The following is a 22,268-nucleotide window of genomic DNA, read 5'->3' on the forward strand; positions in this document are numbered from 1 at the left end:
GTCGGGGCATGGCAGCACCCGAAGGGCGACGTACCGCTGAGGGTTTTCGACGATTGATCTCGTTCGCCGATGCGGTGGTTGCCATTGCGCTCACGCTGTTGGTCTTGCCTCTCGCCGAGATCGGTAAGGAGATCGGGAGCGATACGACGGTGGTCGCGGTTTTTCGTGACCACTCCAGTGAGCTACTCGGATTTCTCATCAGCTTTTTCGTGATCTGGGTGCTGTGGCGCAATCACCATCGCATGATCGAGTACTTCGACGCCTACGACAAGGTGCTGTTCAACCTGCACATGGTGTGGCTGTTCACGATCGTCGTGCTGCCCTTCGCCACCTCGCTTATCAGTGGTCCGACGTTGAAGTGGGGTACGGCGTTCTACATCGCGGTGCTCCTGGTGTCGGTGTCGAGCCTGGTGGCGATAAGCGAGTGGGGTAGGAGGCATCGGGAGCTGTTGGCGATTGGCGAAGACGTCGACGAGTGGGTGGCGAGTGCTCCCGATGTCGGCACGGTGATTGCGCTCGTCGTGGCGCTCGTCGGGTCGCTGCTGGTGCCGCAGTGGGGGAGCTGGTGGCTGGTGGTGCTCTTCCTGGCGGGTCCCGCTGACAAGATCGTCGCGGCCGTGGCCCCGCGCAGGCGGTAGGTCGCGACAGGCTCGACCAGCGGGGGGCGCGGCCCGAGCAGCGAAGCCTTCTCCGCTGGTCGAGCGGGCGCGAGCGTAGCGAGCACCCGAGTCGAGACCACTTCCCGCTGCGACTGGTGGTCTCGACAAGCTCGACCAGCGGAGGGGCGGCTCGATCAGCGGTGGGGAGCTCGACCAGCGGGTCTCGACAGGCGAGATTTCCCCGCTGGTCGAGCGGGCGCGAGCGGAGCGAGCACCCGAGTCGAGACCACTTTCCGCCCGCTCGGTGGTCTCGACAGGCTCGACCAGCGGTAGGGCTCGACCAGCGGTGGGGTGGTCTCGACAAGCTCGACCAGCGGTGCGGCTCGACCAGCGGTGCGGCTCGACCAGCGGTGCGGCGGCTCGACCAGCGCTCGGGCGGCTCGGCTAGCCGCGCAGGGCGTCGACCATCTCGGCGACGATGTCGTGTGGTTGGCCGAAGAGCTGGGCGCTGCCGTGGGCGCGTTTGAAGTACAGCCCGATGTCGTGTTCGGCGGTGATCCCGATGCCGCCGTGGATCTGGATCGCCTCGCCCGCGACGGTGGCGAACGCTTCCGAGCAGTACACGTGGGCCGAGGCCGCGAGGTCGGCGGCATTCGGGTCGTCGGCGACGACGGTCTCGATGGCCGCGCGTGCGAGCGATCGCGACGACTCGACGAGCGTGTACATGTCGGCCATGCGATGTTTGAGCGCCTGGAATGACCCGATGATCCGGCCGAACTGAGTCCTCGACGATGCGTGCTCCACGGCGAGTCGGAGCGCGCGGTCGGCGCCGCCGACCTGTTCAGCTGCGAGGAGTGCCCAGGCAAGCGTGCGCAGTCGCGACACCACGTTGCCCGCTGCGGTGACAGCGGTGGCCGCGGTGTCGTCGAATGTGATGCGGGCCAACGGCCGCGTCGGGTCGACGGTGGGGAGTGCGGTCACCTCGATACCGTCGGCGTCGGCATCGACGACGTGCAGTGTGATGCCGGACGGTGTGCCGGCGAGGACGAGCAGCAGGTCGGCTGACTCGCCGTCGATGACGAACTCTGCTGTGCCGGTGAGCAATCCGGCTTCACTGGAGACACCGGGGATGTCCCACCCCGTCGCGCCCGCCCAGCACAGACTAGCGATGCGTTCTCCGGATGCGATGTCGGGAAGCAGCCGCGCGCACGCGTCGGTATCGCCGCTGAGCAGCAGGGCGCCGGACGCGAGTGCCGTCGAGAAGACAGGCACGGGACTCAGCGTCGCGCCGAGTTCCTCGAGCACCGTTGCGGTTTCGACGAACGATGCTCCCGCACCGCCGAACTCCTCCGGGACCGCGAGAGCTGCCACGCCGATCTCATCGCACAATGTGCGCCACAGGTCGCTGTCGAACCGGCGGGGTGTGCGCATCGCCGCGCGCACCGCTGTGGAGTCGGATCGCTTGGCCAGAAGATCGGCGACGGACTGCCGCAACGCATCCCGGTCCTCGGTGGATACCGTGCTGTGTGTTGCCGTGTTGTGTGTCGTCGTGCTCACAGCGACTCCAGAATCCGCGCGCGATGCTGTGCCGGCGTCCCCCACGCGCTCACCAGCGCGCGAGTCTTGGTGATGTACAACGACAGATCGTGTTCGGAGGTGTATCCGATCGCACCGACAACCTGAAGAGCTCGCCGGGATGCCAGGTACGCGGCGTCGGCCGCTGCAACCTTGGCCGCGGAGATGTCACGGCTCACGTCGACGCCCTCGGGAACTCCGCCGTCGATGCCGACTGCTGCGCCGTGGACGAGCGGGCGGGCCATCTCGAGGGCGATCGCGACGTCGGCGAGGTGATGCTTGACCGCCTGGAACGATCCGATCTGGCGCCCGAATTGCTTGCGTGACAACGCGTAGTCGGATGCGAGTCGGAGCATCGTCGAGCCGAGACCGAGTAGTTGAGCCGCGGTGGACAGTGCTCCGAACTGTGCGGCTCGGTCGCCATCGACACCGTCTGCGATCACCTCGGCCGCGCGCACCGTGGACACCGTTCGCGTGGGATCGACCGACTGTGCTGTGTCGTCGACCGTCGCGAGCGACAATGTGCCGTTGTCGACGACATACACGTGCTCGGCAGCATCGGTGTCGGCTGCACGCGGAGAAAGGGGCGCGATTGCCGCCGAACTCAGCCGCCCCGATGCCGCAGCGTCGAGCGCATCTGACTCCGTGGCCGACCGCAGCAGGATCGGCACCACCGCAACGGATTCGACGATCGGCCCGGGGAGCGCGTGGCGGCCGATCTGTTCGAGTGCGACGACCATCTCGACGGCGCCTGCTCCGGCGCCACCGTGCTCCTCGTCGACGAGCAGGCCGAAGACTCCGATGTCGGCGAGCTGGCGGAAGACACCTGCCGCGGGAGAGCGATCACCGTCGGCCCATGCACGGGCAACGGCAGGCGCATCCGCTTTCGTGAGGAGCGTGTCGACGCTCGATGCGAGGTCGTCGTGGATGTCGGACAGCAGGAAGTCCATCGTTCACCTGTCCCCGCGCGGGAGGCCGAGGAGGCGCTCCGCGATCACATTGCGCTGAATCTCGTTGGTGCCTGCGTAGATCGGCCCGGACAGCGAGAAGAGGTAGCCGTCAATCCATGCGTCGTCGATCTCGGCGTCGGTGCCCTGTAGTTCCAGCGCTGTCTCGTGGGCCGCGATGTCCCACTGCGACCAGAAGACCTTGTTGATCGACGACTCCATGCCCAACTGCCCGCCTGCCGCGAGTCGGCTGACCGTCGCGTATGTCGACAGCTCGTAGGCCCGCGAGCCGATCCAGGCGTCGGCGACGCGTGTATCGACGCCGGAGGCGGTGGGTACGTTGTCCCGCTGCGCTTTCCACAGGTCGACGAGGCGATCCGTGGTGGCGAGGAAGCGACCTGGCGAACGCAACGACAGCCCCCGCTCGTTGGCGGCGGTGCTCATCGCGACCCGCCACCCGTTGTCGACGTCGCCGATGACGCCGGAGTTCGCCGGGTCGGCGGGGTCGTCGGGGACGAAGACGTTCTCGCAGAAGACTTCTGCGAATCCCGGCTCGCCGTCGAGTTGAGGGATCGGCCGCACCGTGACGCCCGGGCTGTGGAGGTCGAACATGAAGTAGGTGAGTCCCCGGTGGCGTTGCGCCTCTTTGTCGGTGCGGAACAGGCCGAATGCCCAGTCGGCGAAGCTCGATCGGGAACTCCACGTCTTCTGGCCGTTGAGGAGCCAGCCACCGTCGGTTCGGGTGGCCGTGGAGCGCAGCGAGGCCAGGTCGCTGCCGGCTTCGGGTTCGCTCCAGGCCTGGCCCCAGATGTCGTCGGCACGTGCTATACGAGGCATGATTCGGGCCAGTTGTTCTGGATGTGCGTGCTCGAAAAGTGTTGGTGCCAAGAGGAAGATGCCGTTCTGGCTCACTCGGCCGGGTGCGCCGGCACGGTAGTACTCCTCCTCGAAGATGATCCAGTGCAGGAGCGGGGCGTCGCGGCCACCGAACTCCTCCGGCCAACTCACCACCGACATGCGGTCGGCGGCCATTGTGCGCTCCCACTCCCGGTGCGCCTCGAAGCCCTCGGCGGTGTCCATCGAGGGAAGTGGTTGTGCGGGAACATGATCTGCGAGCCAGGTGCGCACCTCGAAGCGGAACTCGTCAGCGGCGGCGTCGAACGTCAGGTCCATCGGTCAGCGTCCGTTCGACGTCGAACCCGCGGACGCCTTCATCGACTTGGCATCCATGCCACCGAGCGAATCCCCACCGGAGGATTCGGCATTGGCCGAATGCGCGAAATGGTGCCAGCCGAATACCGAGTCCATCGCGGTGCGCATGCCCATCTGGTCCTCGCAGATGTTCACCGCCTTCTTGGACAAGAACAGTCCCTGCATCGGCATCGCGACGATGTTCTCGCAGATCGCATCGACCTTGGCGCCCAGGCCATCCCGCTCGACGACGTGGTTGACCATGCCCCACTGTTCTGCCTGTGTCGCGGTGAAGCGTTCGCCGGTGAAGAGGATCTCCTTGGCGCGACGTGGACCCAGCACGTAGGCGTGTGCGAAGTACTCGACGCCCGGAATACCCATACGTGCAACGGGATCGGAGAAGAACGCGTCGTCGGAGGCGACGATGAAGTCGCATACCCACGCGAGCATCAGGCCGCCCGCGATGCATGCGCCGTGCACGGCCGCGATCATCGGCTTCGGGATCTCCCGCCACCGTCGGCACATCCCGAGGTAGACCTCGGTCTCGCGGGCGAGACGTTGATCGGCTCCCGACTTGTCTGTGTGGTCCCAGTGCAGGGCGGCGACGTTGTCGTAGTACGTGTCGAAGTCACGCTCCGGGGTGCCGATGTCGTGGCCCGCCGAGAAGTGCTTGCCGTTCGCGCGAAGCACGATCGCCTTGACGTCGGGGTCGTCGACTGCCTTGCGGAACGCGGCGTCGAGCGAGTACGTCATCACCGAGTTCTGGGCATTGCGGTACTCGGGCCGGTTCAGCGTCACGTAGGCGACCGCGCCACCCGGACCGCCGACCTCGTAGGCGACCGGCGAGGTGTCCGGGCCGAGGTCGTCGGGACCAAGCGGGGCGGGGATCACGGCGTCGCTCATGCTCACGAGCTTAACCTAGCAAATGCTTGGTTGGTAGTCTCGCGTGCGGTTCCTGCAGTGTGCAGTGGTGGGTAGCGCCAGGGGTTTAGCGCACGGTGATTGTTCCGCTGCAGGCGGTGGTGGGGATTGCCCACAGCGCGTTGCGGTTGACCGCGCTGAGCGTGACCCGGACCTTGCCCGGGCCGGTGTTGAGCGCGAAGGTGGGTCCACCGACGAAGAGGGCGATCTTTGCCGTGTTGAAGGCAGTCCCTTTTCGGTTGTTGTTCAAGTTGTGCCAGTCGAGCCGCCCGGCGGATTCGTATCCTCCGCTGAATGTCCAGAAGGACGAGATGTCGCGGACAGCGGCGGTGACTGTGCCCGGTCCCGTCTGGGAGACGAACAGTCGCGCGGTGCTGTAGGGCTGGTCGACGATGTTCGGGCTGATGCCCCAACACCGTTCGAGGGGCGCGACCGTTTCGGCATGGGCGGTACCCGAGCCGACGCTGAGGGCGGCGAGTGACGACGCGGCGACCCCGGCGGCTGCAAGTGCAGTTGCGACGCGGGTGCGGATTGTGTGTCGATGATGCATGGTGTAGTCCTCGATCGGGTTCCGGATGCGAAACGTTGGCGGGAACGCCGCCGCGTCGGGATGTGCGGCGATGCACGACGGTTAATTCGGGCAATACGGCCGAATCGTTAGCTGGAATTGTGAGCTGTGACACGACCGTGACGTGGCAAGCTGAGACCATTCGGCGTCAGCAGCGAGATGAAGGTGGGCGCGACGGGGATGACGACAGAATGAACGCAGACGGGGGCGACGGCGGGCAGTCGGCGGGCAATGAGCGCGATCTGAACCCGAACGTCGTGTGGCAGGCCAGCAAAGTGTCGCGGGAGCAGCGCCCCCACCGTGGTGGGACCCTGTGGATCACCGGATTGTCGGGCTCTGGAAAGTCTTCTGTGGCAATCGAACTCGAGCGTCGACTGGTCACGCAGGGGCGACCTGCGTATCTGATGGACGGAGACAATCTCCGACACGGCCTCAACTCCGACCTCGGTTTCGGCGACGACGATCGGCGCGAGAACATCAGGCGCACAGCAGAAGTCGCGGCACTGTTCGCCGATTCCGGCTCCGTCGCGATTGTCTCGCTGATCTCGCCGTTCGCGGCGGAGCGTCAGCGTGCCCGCGAGATTCACGACGAACGCGCACTGCCGTTCTACGAGATCTTCCTCGACACGTCGTTGCAGGAGTGCGAACGCCGCGACCCCAAGGGCCTGTACGCCCGTGCACGGCGCGGTGAGATCAGTCACTTCACCGGGATCGACTCGCCCTACGAGCGGCCCGAGAAACCAGATGTCGTGATCCGGCCGACCGACGGGCTGCCAGCGGAGACGGCTGCCGCTGTTCTCGAACTTCTCGGGCTATGAGCGCCGAGCTCTCGGTCTACGATCAGCAGGCGTCGGCGTGGCCGGCGCGCGCAGGCGCATCCCGGCGCCTGGGCGAGAGGGTGGAAGGGGCAACGAGTGGACGACCGCAGCCTTGCCGGAGAACTGGCGACCGCAGCAGGTAAACTGCTTCTCGAGATCCGCGCGAACAGCGGCCTGACCGGCCGCGCGCTCGGCGACGAGGGAGATCGACGCTCCAACGACTTCCTGCTCGCCCGCCTCGCCACCGATCGCCCCGACGACGCTGTCCTCTCGGAGGAGTCGACGGACGACAAAGCCCGGCTGATCTCGCCGCGCGTCTGGATCGTCGACCCCGTCGACGGCACACGGGAATACGGGGCCGTCGACGAATCCGGTGAGGGCCGGAAGGACTGGGCTGTGCACGTCGCGCTCTGGTCGTCGACCGGCGGCGGCACGCTCATCGCCGGTGCCGTCGCGCTGCCCGCGCTCGGGATCACCTATGTCGACGACGAGACGCCCGTGGCGCCGACCGAGGGTCTCGCCGAGGTTCCGCGCGGTGACGCCCCGCGCGTCGTCGTCAGTGGCTCTCGTCCGCCCGCTTTCTCGCAGGCCGTCGCCGACGCGATCGGCGGCGAGGTCGTGCAGATGGGTTCAGCGGGCGCGAAGGCGATGGCCGTGGTGCGCGGTGAGGCCGACGCCTACGTGCACGCGGGTGGGCAGTACGAGTGGGATTCCGCGGCACCGGTTGCCGTCGCTCAGGCAAAAGGTCTGTGGTGCAGTCGAATCGATGGCTCGCCGCTGGTCTACAACCAGGACGACACCTATCTGCCCGACCTCGTGATCTGCCTGCCGGAGTTGCGCGACGCGATCATCGAGGTCACGAGTTCAGAGCCAACCCCGACATCAGAGTCGCGATAGCGGCGCGCACGTCGCTTGCTTCGATCCGCATCAGGTCTTCGGCTGACAGCGAGCCCAGATCGCCTGCGGTGAGCCGATATTCGCGCTCTTCCTCGGCAGATTCGACGATGTTCCGCACAAAGCGGCCGTTACCCGCGAGGTCGATTCCCCGCCGCGTTCCCGCACCGGCTTCGCGTACATCCTCATAGAGCGGTGCACACGCCTGCTCGATCTCGGCCGCAGCTTCGGGGGTAAGTATCGAATCACGGCGCCGCGCGAGGTAGTCGCCGATGCTGGCCAACTCCCGCGGGGTGTACGACTCGAAGCGGATGCGTCGGGCGAATCGTGACGCGAGGCCGTCGTTGGAGGCGAGGAACCTGTCGATCTCTGCGTCGTAGCCCGCGATGATCACCACGAGCCGGTCGCGGTTGTCCTCCATGCGAGCCAGCAGGGTGTCGACGGCCTCGCGTCCGAAGGCGTCGCCACCGGAGAGTCCTTGCTGGACAAGGGTGTACGCCTCGTCGATGAACAAGACGCCGTCCATGGCCGAGTCGATCAGCGCCGACGTCTTGATGGCTGTGCTGCCCAGGTGTTCGCCGACCATATCGCGTCTGGTGGCCTCGATGACCTTGTCGGACTTGATGAATCCGAGCCCGCAGTACATCTTGGCGATCACGCGCGCGACAGTTGTCTTGCCGGTGCCGGGCGGCCCGGTGAACGCCAGGTGCAGGCTGCGCGCCGACGTCGAGAGACCCCGGTCGGCGCGGATTCTGGCGACCGTCGCCGCCGACTGCAGTTTGGCGACCTGCTCCTTGACCGATGTCAGTCCGATCTGGGCGTCGAGCTCTGCCTGTGCGGCACTCACCAGATCTTCCGCGGTCTGCGACGCCTCGTCGGACTTGTCCGGTGATGTGAGTGTTGGTGGAGTCGTCGGGGCGGACGCGGGATCCCACGGATCGGTCCGCGCCGCGATCTCGTCGGCGGTGGTGACGGTCAGTCGCGTCGCGGGCGACCGGAGTGCGTCGGCAGCCGCGGTCAACGAGGGATCGCTGGCGAAGGCCTGCTCGAGCATCGATGTGGCCTGCGCCTGTTTGCCCTCGCCGCGCAGTGTGAGCCCGTAGGTGTACATCGCCCGGCTCGCACATGCGGGAATGGCGCATGACATGGCTCGTTCGAGGCGTCGAATGGCTTCGGCGCTCATTCCGAGCTGCGCGCAGGCGGTGCCCGTCAGATAGTCGGCGACGGCGCTCATGTGGGGGTCGTGCCACTGTTCTGAGCGCGCGAGCGTCGACAACACGTCCGGCCATCGCCCGGTGCGGAAGTAGAGCACGGCTTCGATGAACGTCACGATCGGAGTTCGACGCTGCTCGGCAATCGCGTCGACGACGTCACGTGCTCCCGCGAAGTCGTCGCCCGCGATCAGGGTCGCTGCGTAGGCGGCCGCAGCCTCGACGGCGTCGGTAAGCGGGTAGTCGAGGAACATGCCGGTGTACCACCGCCCGACAAGCGTTCGGGGCGGCAGTCCGAGTCTGCGTTGCTCCGCTCCGATGCGGTCGCTGTGTCGATAGAGCGCGAAGAGCACCTCGTTCGACGCGTCGCCGCAGGCCAGGCGACCGAGCCAGGCGTCGGCCATGGTCGGGTCCCACTCGCTGGCGCGCGTGAATGCCTTTGTTGCCTGCGCCTTGTTGTCGACCGGGTCGGTGCCCTCGACGGGGATCCCAAGTGAGAGCACCCCGAGCTCGAAGAGCTGCCGCGCCTTGCGGACGTCGGTCATCATCCCCCCCAAAAGTCCGATTGAACCGCTTCGCGTAGATCAATCACCGTAGCCGTTGTGTCGTGCGCTCGGGTCGCGGTCGACACAGTCCGAGCCCGATGCGGGCCGGGCGGTAGAATCTGGCAGGTGAGCGATCCTGTGGAGACCGTGTCTGTGGATTCAACGTCTGTGGATTCAATCGAACGGGCAGTCGACAGCCCCGATCAGCCCCAGCCCTACAAGGAACTCGGACTCAAGGACGACGAGTACGAGCGGATCAAGCAGATCCTCGGTCGCCGCCCGACCGATTCCGAACTCGCCATGTACTCGGTGATGTGGTCGGAGCACTGCAGCTACAAGTCGTCGAAGGTGCATCTGCGCTACTTCGGTGAGACCACCACCGAGGAGATGCGTTCGGGCATGCTCGCGGGCATCGGTGAGAACGCGGGTGTCGTCGACATCGGCGATGGCTGGGCCGTCACGTTCAAGGTTGAGTCGCACAACCATCCCAGCTACGTCGAGCCGTATCAGGGCGCAGCGACCGGTGTCGGTGGCATCGTCCGCGACATCATGGCGATGGGTGCCCGCCCGATCGCGGTGATGGACCAGCTCCGCTTCGGCAGGGCCGACGCCCCCGATACGCGACGCGTGCTCGACGGAGTGGTCCGCGGTGTCGGCGGCTACGGCAACTCGCTCGGACTGCCCAACATCGGCGGCGAAACGGTCTTCGACTCGAGTTACGCGGGCAACCCCCTGGTCAACGCACTGTGTGCGGGTGCGCTGCGCACCGAAGACCTGCAACTGGCCTTCGCGTCGGGAACCGGGAACAAGATCATCCTGTTCGGTGCTCGCACCGGACTCGACGGCATCGGCGGTGTGTCGGTGCTCGCCTCGGAGACCTTCGACGACACCGGCGAGTCCGGCCCCAATCGCAAGAAGCTGCCGAGCGTGCAGGTGGGCGACCCGTTCACCGAGAAGGTGCTCATCGAGTGCTGCCTCGAGCTCTATCACGCGGGGCTGGTCGTCGGTATCCAGGATCTCGGTGGCGCCGGACTTTCATGTGCCACATCGGAATTGGCATCGGCCGGCGACGGCGGCATGAAGATCGAACTCGAGAAGGTTCCCATGCGCGCGGTGGGGATGACACCCGCGGAGGTGCTCTCCAGCGAGTCGCAGGAACGCATGTGCGCGGTCGTCACCCCGGAGAATGTCGACGCCTTCCTCGCCGTGTGCCGCAAGTGGGATGTGCTCGCCACCGTGATCGGCGAGGTCACCGACGGCGACAACCTGGTGATCACGTGGAACGGTGAGACCGTCGTCGACGTCCCGCCGCGGACCGTCGCGCACGAGGGTCCGGTCTACGAGCGTCCGGTCGCCCGCCCCGACTGGCAGGACGGTGTGGTCGAGTCGACCACGGAGGCCCTGCAACGTCCGTCGACTCCCGACGAACTGCGTCAGACACTCCTCGACCTGCTCGAGTCGCCCGCACTCTGCAGCCGCAAGTTCATCACCGATCAATACGACCGGTACGTGCGCGGCAACACCGTGCTCGCCGAGCATGCCGACTCCGGAGTGATTCGGATCGACGAAAAGACCGGTCGAGGAATCGCTTTGGCCACCGACGCTTCGGGGCGCTACACCTTCCTCGACCCGTACCGGGGTGCACAGCTCGCGTTGGCCGAGGCGTATCGCAACGTGGCGGCGTCGGGTGCAACCCCCCGCGCGGTGACGAACTGCCTGAACTTCGGTTCGCCGGAGGACCCGGCGGTGATGTGGCAGTTCCAGCAGGCTGTGCACGGGTTGGCCGACGGGTGTCGCCAGCTCGGCATTCCGGTCACGGGCGGCAACGTCAGCTTCTACAACCAGACGGGGTCGACGCCGATCCTGCCGACACCGGTCGTCGGTGTACTCGGTGTGATCGACGACGTGCATCGTCGACTCCCGACCGACTTCGGTACCGAGCCCGGCGAGACGCTCATCCTGCTCGGCGAGACGCGCGACGAGTTCGACGGCTCGATCTGGGCGGAGGTCGCCTACGACCATCTCGGCGGTGTGCCGCCGGAGGTCGACCTCGACCACGAGAAACTGCTGGCCGACATTCTGACTGCTGCCTCACGCGACGGCTTGGTCTCGGCTGCGCATGATCTCAGCGAGGGCGGGCTGATCCAGGCCGTCGTCGAATCCGCGCTCGCAGGTGAAACCGGTTGTCGCATCCTGCTTCCCGAAGACGCTGATCCGTTTGTGTGGCTGTTCTCCGAATCGTCGGGACGTGTGCTGGTCGCGGTGCCGCGGACCGAGGAGTCGCGGTTCACCTCGATGCTCACCGCCCGACAGATGCCGTGGACGCGTATCGGTGTCGTCGATCAGGGTTCCGACTCGGTGACCGTGCAGGACCAGTTCGAGGTGACACTCGACGAACTGCGCGCCGTGCACGAGGGCACGCTGCCGAAGCTGTTCGGCTGAGACTGCTCGCCGGGCGTTGTTCCTGCTGTCGGGTCTTCGAATGGAATCGACGGCCCGTATAGGGTGTCCGTTGGCCGTGTCCGTTACGCTCCACTCGACCAAACTCGAGAGGAATCCCGATGACCAACCCGTATGACCCGCAGGGCGACCCGCTGAAGAAGGATGGCGGATACGGTCAGGCGCCCTACGGTGGCCAGCAATATGGGCAGCCCCAATACGATCAGCAACAGTACGGCCAGCAACAGTATGGGCAGCCCCAGTACGGTGGCCAGCCTCCATATGGTGGGCAGCCCTACGGGCAGCAGCCCCAGTACGGCTACGGACCCGCGGCACCCGAAAACAACCTGGTGTGGGCGATCCTGTGCACCGTGCTCTGCTGCTTGCCGCTGGGCATCGTGTCGATCGTCAAGGCGACGTCGGTGAACGGCCTGTGGGCCTCGGGCGATTACGCGGGCGCGCAGCAGGCCGCCGATGATGCCAAGAAGTGGGCCATGTGGGGTGCCATTGCGGGCGTCGCGAGCGTCGTCGTCAGCATCCTCATTTATGTCATCTTCTTCGTCATCCTCGTCGCCAGCGTCCCGTCGAGCTCGTACTGACGACCGCGAACTGACAACCACCGCGACACCGGAATGACCGACCCCGTGATGACCGAACGCGAGCCGGCCGACGGCGCCGCGTCGGACCCGCGCCCCGTGCATCCTCCGCGGGAGCGACTTTCCGCCCGCATCGAGCATGCGGTCCTCGGGACGGTCACCACGGTGTCGCGTCACCGCGTTGCCGGACCCGCGGTGGTTGTCGCCGCAGCGGTTGGCTGCTGTACCGCGATCTGGTTCGCCGATCCCACGACGCCGGGCGGGCCGTTGCCGATGTGTCCGACGAAGGCGTTGCTGCACATCGATTGTCCCGGCTGTGGTTCGCTACGTGCGATCTACTGGCTCATGCACGGCAACCTCGGAGAAGCGTTGCGGTACAACGCAGTCGGCGTCGTCGCCATCGCCTTGCTCGGGTGGGCGTTCGTCGCCTACTGCGTGGGTTTGTGGCGGGGCCGCCGGGTGCGCAGTTGGCAGCACCTGCGGTTCGCCCCGATCGTGACGCTGGTCGTCGTGGGCGTGTGGGTGGTGATCCGCAACATCCCCGTCGCGCCGTTCGACGCGCTGCGGGTCTGACACACCGTCGCCGCTGGCCTGGCCGATCGGATCTAGTCCGGCCGCTCGGATTCGGGCGCGTTCGCGAAGAGTCCTTCCGCGAAGAAGCCCTCCGGATCGTCGGTGGTGATCTGGTCGGCGCCACGTTCGACGAGCCGCGCGAACCTGGCCATCGACGACGCATCGGCACGCGCAAGGGTGTAGACGTCGACCTCACGCTTCATCGCGTGGAATGCCGCGATCAGATCAGCGCCGCGATCCGCGGCGCGGAGCACGAGTTCCTGGTCCAGATAGATCATTTCGGCGCGCGGTGAGTCGCGGCAGGCGGTGAAGACGAAGCCGCGGAAATCCCCCGAGTGCAGCACACGGCCGATCGCACCGCGGTGGCACGGGTCGTAGCCCACGTGGATGTCGGGCGCGGCGTCGCAGAGGGCGGTCACGGCGTCGGCGTCGCCGCACGAGAGGATCGCGTTGTCGGCGAAGGGTTCGACGGCCAGCGCGAAGATGCTGAGCGCCTCATCGTCGAGGGCCGCTGCATCTTCTTTGAAGTCGAGTTGCAGCATTGCGTCGTCGGCTATCTCGATGCCGTCGAGCATGGTCGCGAGGTCTTCGAGGAGCACGACGCTGTCGTCCGTCGGGTCGCCGACATTGTCGGTCAACGTCAGTCCGCGCAGATACGCCGCAGAAGCGTGCGAGACGTCGCCGCGCCCCGTCGTCGAGTGCGCGAGGTCGCGATCGTGCAGCACGGCGAACCCACGATCGGCATGGATGAGAAGGTCGACTTCGACGCTCGCACCGACCCGCATCGCCTCGACGATCCGCGATGCGGTGAACGGGGTGTCGGATGGTCGTCTCCGTGCCCGATGCCACTTGAGCCTGGTTCGACGGCCCGCGTGCGTGACCGCGATGGGTGGCGGGGTGGATGCGGCGGAGTATTCGGAGCTCGACATCGTTGCCGACATTACGCCCGGCAGGGCATTGCCCGAATACCGTCCGCCGATGTGGAACGTGTTCTAGTTTGGTGGGCATGAGTCTGCGCGTGGTCGAGTGGTCGACCGGAACCGTCGGAAAGCATGCGATCGCCGGAATCGACGCCCACCCCGATCTGGAATTGGTCGGTGTGTGGGTATCCGATCCCGCGAAGGTCGGTCGAGACGCCGGTGAGTTGGCAGGCCTCGGGCGCGAACTAGGGGTCGTGGCGACGTCGGACGTCGACGAGCTGTTGGCTCTCGCTCCCGACTGCATCGTGCACACCGCGATGACCGACGATCGCGTCGTCGAGTCGATCAACGACCTGACCAGGTTTCTCGACGCGGGGATCAACGTGGTGTCGAGCGGGCCGGTCGTACTGCAATTCCCGCACGGCATCCTGCCGGCGTCGATGGTCGAACAGGTCGAGGCCGCGGCAGCCCGCGGAGGTGCAACGCTGCACGTCAACGGTATCGATCCGGGATTCGCCAACGACGTGCTGCCGCTGTCGATGACGAGCCTCGCGCAGCGCATCGATGAGCTCCGGTGCATGGAGATCGCCGACTACTCGACCTACTACCAACCGGTCGTGATGCGCGATCTGTTCGGCTTCGGCCAGCCGATGGACAGCACGCCGATGCTGTTGACGCCGGGTGTGCTGTCGATGGCGTGGGGGAGCGTCGTGCGACAGCTCGCGGCGGGCCTGGGCATCACGCTCGACGAACCGCTTGTCGAACGCGTCGAGCGGGTGGCTGCTGATCGTGACTACTCGACGGTGTCGGTCGAGATTCCGCAGGGCACGATGGCAGCACTGCGATTCGAGGTCGCGGGACAGGTCGACGGCACCGACCGGATCGTGCTCGAGCACGTCACTCGCACACATCCCGATCAGTGTCCGGAGTGGCCGAAGCCCGCGGAGGGTGACGGCTCGTACCGCATCGTCGTGTCCGGCGAACCGCAGATGCAGGTGGAGTTCACCCATCACGGGGAGAACGGCGATCACAACGTCTCGGGCATGATCGTGACGGCTATGCGTCTTGTCAACGCGGTTCCCGCTGTGGTCGCGGCGTCGGCCGGTCTTGCTACCGCGCTCGATCTGCCGCTCGTCACCGGGCGCGGACTCGTGGCGGGCCAGCCGAAGGCGGTCACAGTCGGCGCATAGCCGTAGTGGAAAAGCCTTCAGGAAAGCGGCCACGCGTGCACGGGTTCGCCCTCGTGCATCAACGTGACGTAGTCGGCGAGCATGCGGTGCAGCGCCGCGTCGCGACTCTCGCCCGCGGCCTCGCGTGCGGCCACCGCGCGACGTTGCCACACCGCTCCCGACTGGCGGGTGATGCAGCGCCCCTCGATCACGGACAGATACCGCGACCGCGCCTTGTCCGACACCCCGAACGAGCGAAGACCCGACTCGGCCAACGGCAGTAGGCGCCGAAGCGTGAGTTCGTCCGGGCGTATCCACCCGACGCTCGGCCAGTACAGCTGACTGTCGAAGCCCGACCGCGCGCCGGCGTGGAGGTTCTCCGCGGCGGCGTCGAACGACATCTGTGACCACAGGGGCAGATCCTGTTCGACGAGTCCGCGCACCACGCCGTAGTAGAAGGCCGCGTTGGCCATGGTGTCGACGACGGTCGGTCCTGCGGGCAACACCCTGTTCTCGACGCGCAGGTGTGCCTGGCCGTCGACGACGTCGTAGACGGGACGGTTCCAGCGGTAGACGGTTCCGTTGTGGAGCCGCAGTTCGTCGAGCGCCGGGATGCCTCCCGCGTCGAGTGTTGCGAGGGGATCCTCGTCGGACGACACGGGTAGCAGCGCGGGGAAGTAGCGGGTGTTCTCGTCGAAGAGGTCGAAGATGGTGTTGATCCAGCGCTCGCCGAACCACACCCGGGGCCGTACGCCCTGGTTCTTCAACTCGAGCGGTCGGGTGTCGGTTGCCTGCTCGAACACGGGGATGCGGCTCTCGTGCCACAGCGCGGTGTCGGCCAGGAACGGGGAATTGCCCGCCAAGGCGACCTGCACACCTGAAATCGCCTGTGCGGCATTCCAATGCGCAGCGAAGTCCTCAGGTGCGACCCGTAGATGTAGTTGCAGGGAGGTGCAGGCGGCCTCGGGGAGAATCGAATCCGTTGCGGTGTGCAGATGTTCGGCGTCGTGGTGCTCGTCGAGGGCGACCCCGGTGATGTCCAGCTCGATGTCCTCACCGCGTGCGTCGAAGATCTGTCGGTTCAACAGGTCGTAGCGCGGGTTGGCCGAAATCCAATGGTGTGCAAAGTGTTCGGCGCGCAGTGTGGGAAGCATGCCGATCATCACGAGATGGCTGTCGGTGGCTGCTGCCCGCTTCTCGGCCCGGTTGAGCGAGGTACGCAGAGCCTGCTCGAGAGAGATGGTGTCGTCAGTGGTGAAGGGGCGGGGCGAGACGTTGATCTCGATGTTGAACTGGCCGAGTTCGGTTTGGTAGTCGGGGTCGGCGATGGCGTCGAGGACCGCGGCGTTTGCCATCGCCGGATTCATCTCGGCGTCGACGAGGTTGAGCTCGACCTCCATGCCCAGCAGGGGTTCGGGGGGTGCGCCGTGATCGGTGAACAGTCCTTCGGAGAGCATGCGCGCGATCGCCTCGGTACCGCGCGAGACCTGGCGTCGGAAACGGACCCGGTCGGCTCCGGTGAACTTCTGATCGGGCACATCGGTTCCCATGCGGTCAATGGTGCCCGAACCGGGTGCTCGCGCACCGGCCATTCGGGTCAACACTGTCCGAGGGCACCGGGATCGGCGTCGACGCGGCGGGTGCATCATTGCGGGGTGCCTGCGCGAAAACCGATCGACCCCGCGGCCGCCCGCGCGGCGGTCCTCGCTGTCGCGCCCTGGTTGCGCGACGACACCCTGCCCGCACCCGGCCGAGCCGAACTCGCAGCTGCCGTGCGGCTGACCGCGCGCACCCTCGAAGACATCGCGCCGGGAAACTCCGTCGAGGTGCGGGTGCCTCCGTTCGTGGCGGTGCAGTGCATCGAGGGGCCGCGCCACACGCGAGGGACACCGCCCAACGTTGTCGAGACCGATCCGAGGTCGTGGCTGCTGCTGGCCGTCGGGGATGCCGATTTCGGCGACCTCGTCGCGCGCGGCGCGGTCGCCTCGTCGGGTAGCAGGGCCGACGAGGTGGCCACGTGGATGCCGCTCGTTCGGGTGTAGATGTGCGCGTGCGCTGGCTCACACGTGGAATAACCGCAGGTGCCACGCCGCTGCACAATTGGAAATCAGGAGCTACCGGCACGTAAACTTGCCGGTGGTTACCTTCGTCACGCGAAGCCCGTGCCGCCACGTTCAGCCCAGGGAGCCCGTCGTATGCCGGATCTTTCGATCACAAGCGCCAACCTGCTGGCTCCTACCCAGCATGCCTGTCCCGCACGGGACGCAATGGACGAACCCGAGAACGAGCCGCGCGAGGAGTGCGGCGTTTTTGGTGTCTGGGCACCAGGCGAAGACGTCGCCAAACTCAGCTACTACGGCCTGTACGCACTGCAGCACCGCGGCCAGGAAGCCGCGGGCATCGCGGTCGGCGACGGTTCGCAGGTCCTTGTCTTCAAGGATCTCGGTCTGGTCAGTCAGGTCTTCGACGAGCAGACGCTCGGCGCCATGGTCGGTCACGTCGCCATCGGCCACTGCCGCTATTCGACGACCGGCTCGACCACCTGGGAGAACTCGCAGCCGATCTTCCGCACCACAGACGCAGGCACCGGAGTTGCCCTGGGGCACAACGGAAACCTCGTCAACACGGCTGATCTGGCAAGTCGCGCCCGTGAGCTGGGAATCGCCAGCGGAGCCGCGACGTCGGATTCCGACATCGTCGGCGCGTTGCTGGCGCACGGCGCGGCCGACAGCAGCATCGAACAGGCCGCGATGGAACTCCTGCCGACGCTGCGCGGTGCGTTCTGCCTGACCTTCATGGACGAGCACACCCTGTACGCGGCTCGCGATCCACACGGTGTGCGACCGCTGTCGCTCGGCCGACTCGACAGGGGATGGGTCGTCGCATCCGAGACCGCGGCGCTCGACATCGTCGGCGCGTCGTTCGTCCGCGACATCGAACCCGGCGAACTGCTGGCCATCGACGCCGACGGTGTGCGCAGCACCCGCTTCGCAGAGCCGACGCCCCGCGGATGCGTCTTCGAGTACGTCTACCTCGCCCGTCCGGACAGCGTGATCCACGGACGGTCGGTGCATTCGACCCGCGTGGAGATCGGTCGGCGACTGGCCAGGGAGTTCCCTGCCGACGGCGACCTGGTGATCCCGGTGCCGGAGTCGGGTACGCCCGCGGCGGTCGGCTACGCCCAGGAATCGGGCATCCCCTACGGCCAGGGACTGATGAAGAACGCCTACGTCGGGCGCACGTTCATCCAGCCATCGCAGACCATTCGCCAACTCGGTATCCGCCTCAAGCTCAACCCGCTCAAGGAAGTGATCCGGGGCAAGCGGCTCGTCGTAGTCGACGATTCGATCGTCCGCGGCAACACCCAGCGCGCGCTGATCCGGATGCTGCGCGAAGCGGGCGCGGCCGAGATCCACGTACGCATCGCGTCGAGTCCGGTGCGGTGGCCCTGCTTCTACGGCATCGACTTCGCGTCGCCCGCGGAGTTGATCGCCAACGGCATGGAGTCCGAGGAGCACATGGTCGAGGGCGTGCGCCAGGCAATCGGTGCCGATTCGCTCGGCTACATCAGCATCGACGAGATGATCGCCGCGACCGACCAGCCGGCGTCGTCGCTGTGCGCGGCCTGCTTCGACGGCAACTATCCCATCGAACTCCCCAAGGAGACCTCGATGGGCAAGGCTGTCCTCGAGCAGATGCTCGCCAGCGCCGCAGGTGACGGCCGCGTCGATCCGCTGACAGTGCCGAACGACAACGCCAGCGCTGTCCTGCGGCCCTGAACTCATCCTCCTGCGACCGCGCTGCGGTGAACCTCACCCCGTGAGCCCCTCTGTGTGAACTGCTGCCTGTGGCGACTGCTTGCGCGCTCTCCGGTAGCGTGTGATCCGACCATCAGCGATTGCGAACAGGGGTGCGCGCCTACATGTCCGAGAAGGATTCGGTAGCCAACGAACCGAGTACGGGCGACTCGACGCCGACGGATGCCGGAGCGTCGTACGCGGCTGCTGGTGTCGACATCGACGCAGGTGAGCGCGCCGTCGAGCTGTTTGCTCCGCACGCAAAGCGCGCCACGCGACCCGAGGTGATGGGCGGACTGGGCGGGTTTGCCGGTTTGTTCGCACTCAAGGGCAACTACCGTGAGCCGGTCCTCGCTGCATCGAGCGACGGTGTGGGTACCAAACTCGCTGTCGCGCAGGCGGTCGGAAAGCACGACACCGTCGGACAAGACCTCGTCGCCATGTGCGTCGACGACCTCGTCGTGTGCGGTGCAGAGCCGCTGTTCCTGCAGGACTACATCGCCATCGGCAAGGTGATCCCGGAGGTCGTCGCAGAAATCGTCGCGGGCATCGCCGACGGCTGTGTGGCCGCCGGGTGTGCGCTGCTCGGCGGCGAGACGGCCGAGCACCCGGGACTGATGCTTCCCGATCATTACGACCTCTCGGCAACCGCTGTCGGGATCGTCGAGGCCGACGAACTGCTGTCGCCCGAACGTGTCCGCGCGGGCGACGTCGTGATCGCGATGGGGGCGTCGGGGCTGCACTCCAACGGATACTCACTCGCGCGCAAGGTGCTGCTCGAATGGGGCCATATGGATCTCAGTGGCCACGTGGAGGAGTTCGGGCGCACGCTGGGCGAGGAGCTCCTCGAACCGACCCGCATCTACGCGCGCGACTGCCTCGCACTGGCTGCGGAGACCGACGTGCGGATCTTCGCGCACATCACCGGCGGAGGACTCGCCGAGAACCTCTCACGCGTCATCCCCGACGGCCTGGTCGCCGAGCTCGAACGTGGAACCTGGACGCCCGCACCGATTTTCGCGCTCATCGCGCAGCGTGGCCGCGTCGAGCAGGCCGAGATGGAACGTACATTCAACATGGGTGTCGGGATGGTCGCCATCGTGGCGCCCGAGGACACCGACCGTGCGCTGGCAGTGCTGACCGCCCGCCACGTCGACAACTGGGTGCTCGGCTCGATCAAGCGTTCACCGGAACCGAAGAACCACGACGTCCCCAAGGTGACGGTCGTCGGAGAGCATCCCCGCTTCTAGAGCCTGGGAGTAAGCATCGTCGGTGATGCGCACGGGACTGCCGAGCGCATCACCGACGTGACTAAAAGGTCGTGCGGGTTACCGCAGGAGAAGGGACGCGTCAGGCGCGCTTCCACTCCTCCTCTTCGGCCCACTCGTCCACAGGATTCGGACGGTCCGCCGAATCGTCCGACCCCGACAGCTCGCGTTGCAAGCTGTCGAAGTCGGTGTGGGGAGTGGAGTACTTGAGCTGACGAGCAACCTTCGTCTGCTTTGCTTTCGCCCGGCCGCGGCCCATATGGGACCCCCTCGCACAATGACGGGGCGGCCAAACTAGTGGCGGCCCCGTTCTCTAGGTAGTGAATCTGTCGTGCTGACCAGTCTAGCGCGCCCAAACGGATTCTGTGGATTGCCCTGCCTATGCGCGAGCCAGCTTCTTGGTGGCTTCGCGGCGAACCTTGGGTGCGAGGTCGTCGTCGGCCAGCAACGCACGCAGTGAATCGCCGTCGGTCCCGGTGATCAGATGACGCACCCGCACACCGTGGTCGGGGCGGAAGACGACGCGGATGTCGTCGCCGGCGCCGACCGTGCCCGGGTGGAGAACCCGCAGGTAGGTGCCGACGTCTGTGCGGTCGAGGAACCGCTTGATCCACTGGGGTTCGTCAGCCCACGCGGCGAAGGTGCGGCACGGGATACGGGGAATCGTGGTTTCGAGGAGCAGCCCGTCGTCGCCGACGGCCCACTGTTCGCCGACCAGGGCGTCGGTCACGGGGAGGCCGGTGACCCGGAGGTTCTCGCCGAACCAGCCGTAAGGAAGTTCACGCCCGAGGGTCGTCGCCCACTCGTGTGCCTCCGCGTGGTCGTACGCGTAGACGGCCTGATCGAGTCCGCCGTGGTGTTTCTTGTCGCAGACGTGATCGGTGATGAGGCCTTCGTCGCCGACGGCCACCCTGCCCTGCTGGGGGCGTTTGTCGATCGCGCTCACTCCGACACGTCCCAGATCGACGTCGCGATCGGCGACGCAGACCGCCAGGACATGTCCGAGCAGTTCCTGCGGCTGATCGTTCGCCGATGCGCTCATCGGCCGCGCAGCTTGTCGATCGCGGCCCGTCCGGCCTGCACCCGGTCGTCGACCTTGATCGAGTCGGGATCGATGCGGGCGGGCAGTCCATCCCCGACCTCGAGCTCGACGTCGGGGCCGATTCCACTCTTGACCAGGGCCAGGGCGATCGGTCCGAGTTCGAAATGGTCGATGACGGTTCCGAGGCGTCCGACGGTGCGGCCGCCCGCGGTCACGGTGGCGCCCGGCTCGGGCTTGTCGTCGGCGCTGCCGTCGAGGTGTAGCAGGACGAGTCGTCGAGGTGGCTTGCCGAGATTGTGGACGCGTGCCACGGTCTCCTGGCCTCGATAGCAACCCTTGTCGAGATGGACGGCGCCGAACTCTTCCGGGCCGCCGATCCAGTTCAGCTCGTGGGGGATCGTTCGTTCGTCGGTGTCGATCCCGAGGCGGGGGTGCATGCCTGCGACGCGCAGCGCGTCGAATGCCCAGCTCCCGGCGGCACGTGCGCCGGCTTCGATCACGGTGTCCCACCAGCTCACGATCTGTGACTCGGGGACGACGAGGTCGACGACGGGCAGTACGCCTGATGCGTGCGGCCCCTCCGACAGCGGCGGCATGATGCGCCAGAAACCGAGCGGCTCTTCTTCGTGGTGGGCTTCGGGGAGGTCGCCCGCGGTGTACGGCGCGGCGTCGGGGTCGATGTCGAGGACTTCGGCGATCGGTCCGCGCAGCACGTCGGGGCCGATGAGGGTCAGCACCTTCATGTCGGGTCGGGCCGCGGGTGCGACGTCGGACCAGAAGATCATCTTGGTGAAGAAGTCGAGAAGCGGAGTTCCGCGATCGCCCTCGGTGTCGATCCAGGTGACCTCGTCGACGTCGGTGACGACGAAGTGGTCTTCGATGCGCCCGTTGATGTCGAGGGACAGCGACTCGGCGCTGAGTCGATCGGCGAGATGGCTCACATGCTGGCTGCTGATGTTGTGCAGCCAGGCGAGGCGATCGGAGCCGGGGACCTCGATCACCGCACGATCGGAGCGGTCGATGATGACGGCACCGCGCACGGCGGCTCGCTGTTCGCCGAGGGGATCGCCGTAATGCCACGCGAGCGTCGTCGACGAATCGTCTGCGGGAGAGTGCGGGTCAGCGACCGCGCCCTTGGTGGAATACCTGGTCAAGATCGGGGAGGGCGCCACCTCACTGATTCTACGCAGCGAAC

At 66.5% G+C, this 22,268-nt stretch carries 20 protein-coding genes and 1 pseudogene; 10 read left to right on the top strand and 11 right to left on the bottom strand.

Annotation, left to right across the window (positions count from 1 at the left end; all coding sequences use genetic code 11):
- The first annotated feature begins 8 nt into the window (after nucleotides 1-8).
- Nucleotides 9-638: a TMEM175 family protein gene (locus tag RND64_RS03935; protein ID WP_049697737.1), complete on the top strand. Its 630-nt coding sequence runs from the start codon at nucleotides 9-11 to the stop codon at nucleotides 636-638.
- Between the two features lie 405 nt (nucleotides 639-1,043).
- Here the strand turns inward: RND64_RS03935 and RND64_RS03940 are convergent, their stop codons facing one another.
- From RND64_RS03940 to RND64_RS03960, 5 genes are all read right to left on the bottom strand, one after another.
- Nucleotides 1,044-2,156 carry an acyl-CoA dehydrogenase family protein gene (locus RND64_RS03940; RefSeq protein ID WP_049698042.1) on the bottom strand — a complete coding sequence of 371 codons (1,113 nt, stop codon included), beginning with the start codon at nucleotides 2,154-2,156 and terminating at the stop codon, nucleotides 1,044-1,046.
- Entirely contained in the window at nucleotides 2,153-3,124 is a 972-nt protein-coding gene (locus RND64_RS03945) for an acyl-CoA dehydrogenase family protein (RefSeq protein WP_049697738.1), read from the bottom strand. Before RND64_RS03945 ends, RND64_RS03940 begins: the two co-directional genes overlap by 4 nt.
- A gap of 3 nt (nucleotides 3,125-3,127) precedes the next feature.
- The gene (locus RND64_RS03950; protein ID WP_049697739.1) at nucleotides 3,128-4,294 is read right to left on the bottom strand and encodes an acyl-CoA dehydrogenase family protein; all 1,167 of its coding nucleotides are present in this window, start codon (nucleotides 4,292-4,294) and stop codon (nucleotides 3,128-3,130) included.
- A gap of 3 nt (nucleotides 4,295-4,297) precedes the next feature.
- The gene (locus RND64_RS03955; RefSeq protein ID WP_049697740.1) at nucleotides 4,298-5,215 is read right to left on the bottom strand and encodes an enoyl-CoA hydratase; all 918 of its coding nucleotides are present in this window, start codon (nucleotides 5,213-5,215) and stop codon (nucleotides 4,298-4,300) included.
- Nucleotides 5,216-5,300: 85 nt separating this feature from the next.
- Entirely contained in the window at nucleotides 5,301-5,783 is a 483-nt protein-coding gene (locus RND64_RS03960; RefSeq protein ID WP_049697741.1) for a hypothetical protein, read from the bottom strand.
- 266 nt (nucleotides 5,784-6,049) lie between these two features.
- Here RND64_RS03960 and cysC point away from each other — a divergent pair.
- Nucleotides 6,050-6,619, top strand: a pseudogene (gene cysC / locus RND64_RS03965) (adenylyl-sulfate kinase); the annotation flags it as partial.
- A gap of 96 nt (nucleotides 6,620-6,715) precedes the next feature.
- On the top strand, nucleotides 6,716-7,516 hold the full coding sequence (locus RND64_RS03970) for a 3'(2'),5'-bisphosphate nucleotidase CysQ (protein ID WP_049697743.1): 801 nt from the start codon (nucleotides 6,716-6,718) through the stop codon (nucleotides 7,514-7,516).
- On the opposite strand, the gene eccA is transcribed toward RND64_RS03970, so the two are convergent.
- Nucleotides 7,476-9,269: a type VII secretion AAA-ATPase EccA gene (gene eccA / locus RND64_RS03975; RefSeq protein WP_049698043.1), complete on the bottom strand. Its 1,794-nt coding sequence runs from the start codon at nucleotides 9,267-9,269 to the stop codon at nucleotides 7,476-7,478. The two genes, RND64_RS03970 and eccA, sit on opposite strands and share 41 nt — an antisense overlap.
- Nucleotides 9,270-9,407: 138 nt before the next feature.
- Here eccA and purL point away from each other — a divergent pair, with 138 nt between their 5' ends.
- The 3 genes from purL (at nucleotide 9,408) to RND64_RS03990 (ending at nucleotide 12,877) form a co-directional block, all read left to right on the top strand.
- Nucleotides 9,408-11,711, top strand: coding sequence for a phosphoribosylformylglycinamidine synthase subunit PurL (purL, locus tag RND64_RS03980; RefSeq protein ID WP_049698044.1), 2,304 nt, complete (start codon nucleotides 9,408-9,410; stop codon nucleotides 11,709-11,711).
- Nucleotides 11,712-11,830: 119 nt separating this feature from the next.
- Nucleotides 11,831-12,307, top strand: coding sequence for a CD225/dispanin family protein (locus RND64_RS03985; protein WP_082938029.1), 477 nt, complete (start codon nucleotides 11,831-11,833; stop codon nucleotides 12,305-12,307).
- Between the two features lie 48 nt (nucleotides 12,308-12,355).
- A complete protein-coding gene (locus RND64_RS03990; protein WP_414651988.1) occupies nucleotides 12,356-12,877 on the top strand; it encodes a DUF2752 domain-containing protein in 522 nt (173 codons plus the stop codon).
- A gap of 32 nt (nucleotides 12,878-12,909) precedes the next feature.
- Here the strand turns inward: RND64_RS03990 and RND64_RS03995 are convergent, their stop codons facing one another.
- Nucleotides 12,910-13,806, bottom strand: coding sequence for a glycerophosphodiester phosphodiesterase (locus tag RND64_RS03995; RefSeq protein WP_270483453.1), 897 nt, complete (start codon nucleotides 13,804-13,806; stop codon nucleotides 12,910-12,912).
- A gap of 77 nt (nucleotides 13,807-13,883) precedes the next feature.
- On the opposite strand from RND64_RS03995, the gene RND64_RS04000 reads away from it, so the two are divergent.
- Nucleotides 13,884-14,987: an NAD(P)H-dependent amine dehydrogenase family protein gene (locus tag RND64_RS04000; protein WP_270483451.1), complete on the top strand. Its 1,104-nt coding sequence runs from the start codon at nucleotides 13,884-13,886 to the stop codon at nucleotides 14,985-14,987.
- 17 nt (nucleotides 14,988-15,004) lie between these two features.
- On the opposite strand, the gene RND64_RS04005 is transcribed toward RND64_RS04000, so the two are convergent.
- Nucleotides 15,005-16,516 (bottom strand): glutamate--cysteine ligase, encoded by a 1,512-nt coding sequence (locus RND64_RS04005; protein WP_049698046.1) that lies wholly within the window; start codon nucleotides 16,514-16,516, stop codon nucleotides 15,005-15,007.
- A gap of 105 nt (nucleotides 16,517-16,621) precedes the next feature.
- Between RND64_RS04005 and RND64_RS04010 the strand changes: the two genes are divergently transcribed.
- The 3 genes from RND64_RS04010 to purM all read left to right on the top strand — a co-directional run bounded on the left by RND64_RS04010 (nucleotide 16,622) and on the right by purM (nucleotide 20,013).
- Nucleotides 16,622-17,008 carry a sterol carrier family protein gene (locus tag RND64_RS04010; RefSeq protein ID WP_049697745.1) on the top strand — a complete coding sequence of 129 codons (387 nt, stop codon included), beginning with the start codon at nucleotides 16,622-16,624 and terminating at the stop codon, nucleotides 17,006-17,008.
- Nucleotides 17,009-17,161: 153 nt separating this feature from the next.
- Nucleotides 17,162-18,745, top strand: coding sequence for an amidophosphoribosyltransferase (gene purF / locus RND64_RS04015; protein WP_005204188.1), 1,584 nt, complete (start codon nucleotides 17,162-17,164; stop codon nucleotides 18,743-18,745).
- Nucleotides 18,746-18,888: 143 nt separating this feature from the next.
- Entirely contained in the window at nucleotides 18,889-20,013 is a 1,125-nt protein-coding gene (gene purM, locus RND64_RS04020) for a phosphoribosylformylglycinamidine cyclo-ligase (protein ID WP_049698047.1), read from the top strand.
- A 100-nt stretch (nucleotides 20,014-20,113) separates the two neighbouring features.
- Here purM and RND64_RS04025 read toward each other — a convergent pair whose 3' ends face one another.
- From RND64_RS04025 to ygfZ, 3 genes are all read right to left on the bottom strand, one after another.
- A complete protein-coding gene (locus tag RND64_RS04025; protein WP_005204191.1) occupies nucleotides 20,114-20,290 on the bottom strand; it encodes a DUF3073 domain-containing protein in 177 nt (58 codons plus the stop codon).
- A 120-nt stretch (nucleotides 20,291-20,410) separates the two neighbouring features.
- Complete coding sequence (locus tag RND64_RS04030) at nucleotides 20,411-21,073, bottom strand: MOSC domain-containing protein (RefSeq protein WP_049697746.1); 663 nt, start codon at nucleotides 21,071-21,073, stop codon at nucleotides 20,411-20,413.
- Nucleotides 21,070-22,245 (bottom strand): CAF17-like 4Fe-4S cluster assembly/insertion protein YgfZ, encoded by a 1,176-nt coding sequence (gene ygfZ, locus RND64_RS04035; RefSeq protein WP_049698048.1) that lies wholly within the window; start codon nucleotides 22,243-22,245, stop codon nucleotides 21,070-21,072. Before ygfZ ends, RND64_RS04030 begins: the two co-directional genes overlap by 4 nt.
- Nucleotides 22,246-22,268 lie beyond the last annotated feature (23 nt).

It is taken from the genome of Gordonia sp. w5E2, assembly GCF_036540975.1.
Classification (GTDB): Bacteria; Actinomycetota; Actinomycetes; order Mycobacteriales; family Mycobacteriaceae; genus Gordonia; species Gordonia jacobaea.

Coding starts and splice junctions, on each gene's coding strand:
- RND64_RS03990 (WP_414651988.1), top strand. CDS start 12,356: ATGACCGAACGCGAGCCGGCCGACGGCGCCGCGTCGGACCCGCGCCCC.
- RND64_RS03950 (WP_049697739.1), bottom strand. CDS start 4,294: ATGGACCTGACGTTCGACGCCGCCGCTGACGAGTTCCGCTTCGAGGTG.
- purM (WP_049698047.1), top strand. CDS start 18,889: ATGTCCGAGAAGGATTCGGTAGCCAACGAACCGAGTACGGGCGACTCG.
- RND64_RS03935 (WP_049697737.1), top strand. CDS start 9: ATGGCAGCACCCGAAGGGCGACGTACCGCTGAGGGTTTTCGACGATTG.
- RND64_RS03955 (WP_049697740.1), bottom strand. CDS start 5,215: ATGAGCGACGCCGTGATCCCCGCCCCGCTTGGTCCCGACGACCTCGGC.
- purF (WP_005204188.1), top strand. CDS start 17,162: ATGCCGGATCTTTCGATCACAAGCGCCAACCTGCTGGCTCCTACCCAG.
- RND64_RS03985 (WP_082938029.1), top strand. CDS start 11,831: ATGACCAACCCGTATGACCCGCAGGGCGACCCGCTGAAGAAGGATGGC.
- eccA (WP_049698043.1), bottom strand. CDS start 9,269: ATGACCGACGTCCGCAAGGCGCGGCAGCTCTTCGAGCTCGGGGTGCTC.
- RND64_RS04025 (WP_005204191.1), bottom strand. CDS start 20,290: ATGGGCCGCGGCCGGGCGAAAGCAAAGCAGACGAAGGTTGCTCGTCAG.
- RND64_RS04030 (WP_049697746.1), bottom strand. CDS start 21,073: ATGAGCGCATCGGCGAACGATCAGCCGCAGGAACTGCTCGGACATGTC.
- RND64_RS03995 (WP_270483453.1), bottom strand. CDS start 13,806: ATGTCGAGCTCCGAATACTCCGCCGCATCCACCCCGCCACCCATCGCG.
- RND64_RS03960 (WP_049697741.1), bottom strand. CDS start 5,783: ATGCATCATCGACACACAATCCGCACCCGCGTCGCAACTGCACTTGCA.
- RND64_RS03945 (WP_049697738.1), bottom strand. CDS start 3,124: ATGGACTTCCTGCTGTCCGACATCCACGACGACCTCGCATCGAGCGTC.
- RND64_RS04000 (WP_270483451.1), top strand. CDS start 13,884: ATGAGTCTGCGCGTGGTCGAGTGGTCGACCGGAACCGTCGGAAAGCAT.
- RND64_RS04005 (WP_049698046.1), bottom strand. CDS start 16,516: ATGGGAACCGATGTGCCCGATCAGAAGTTCACCGGAGCCGACCGGGTC.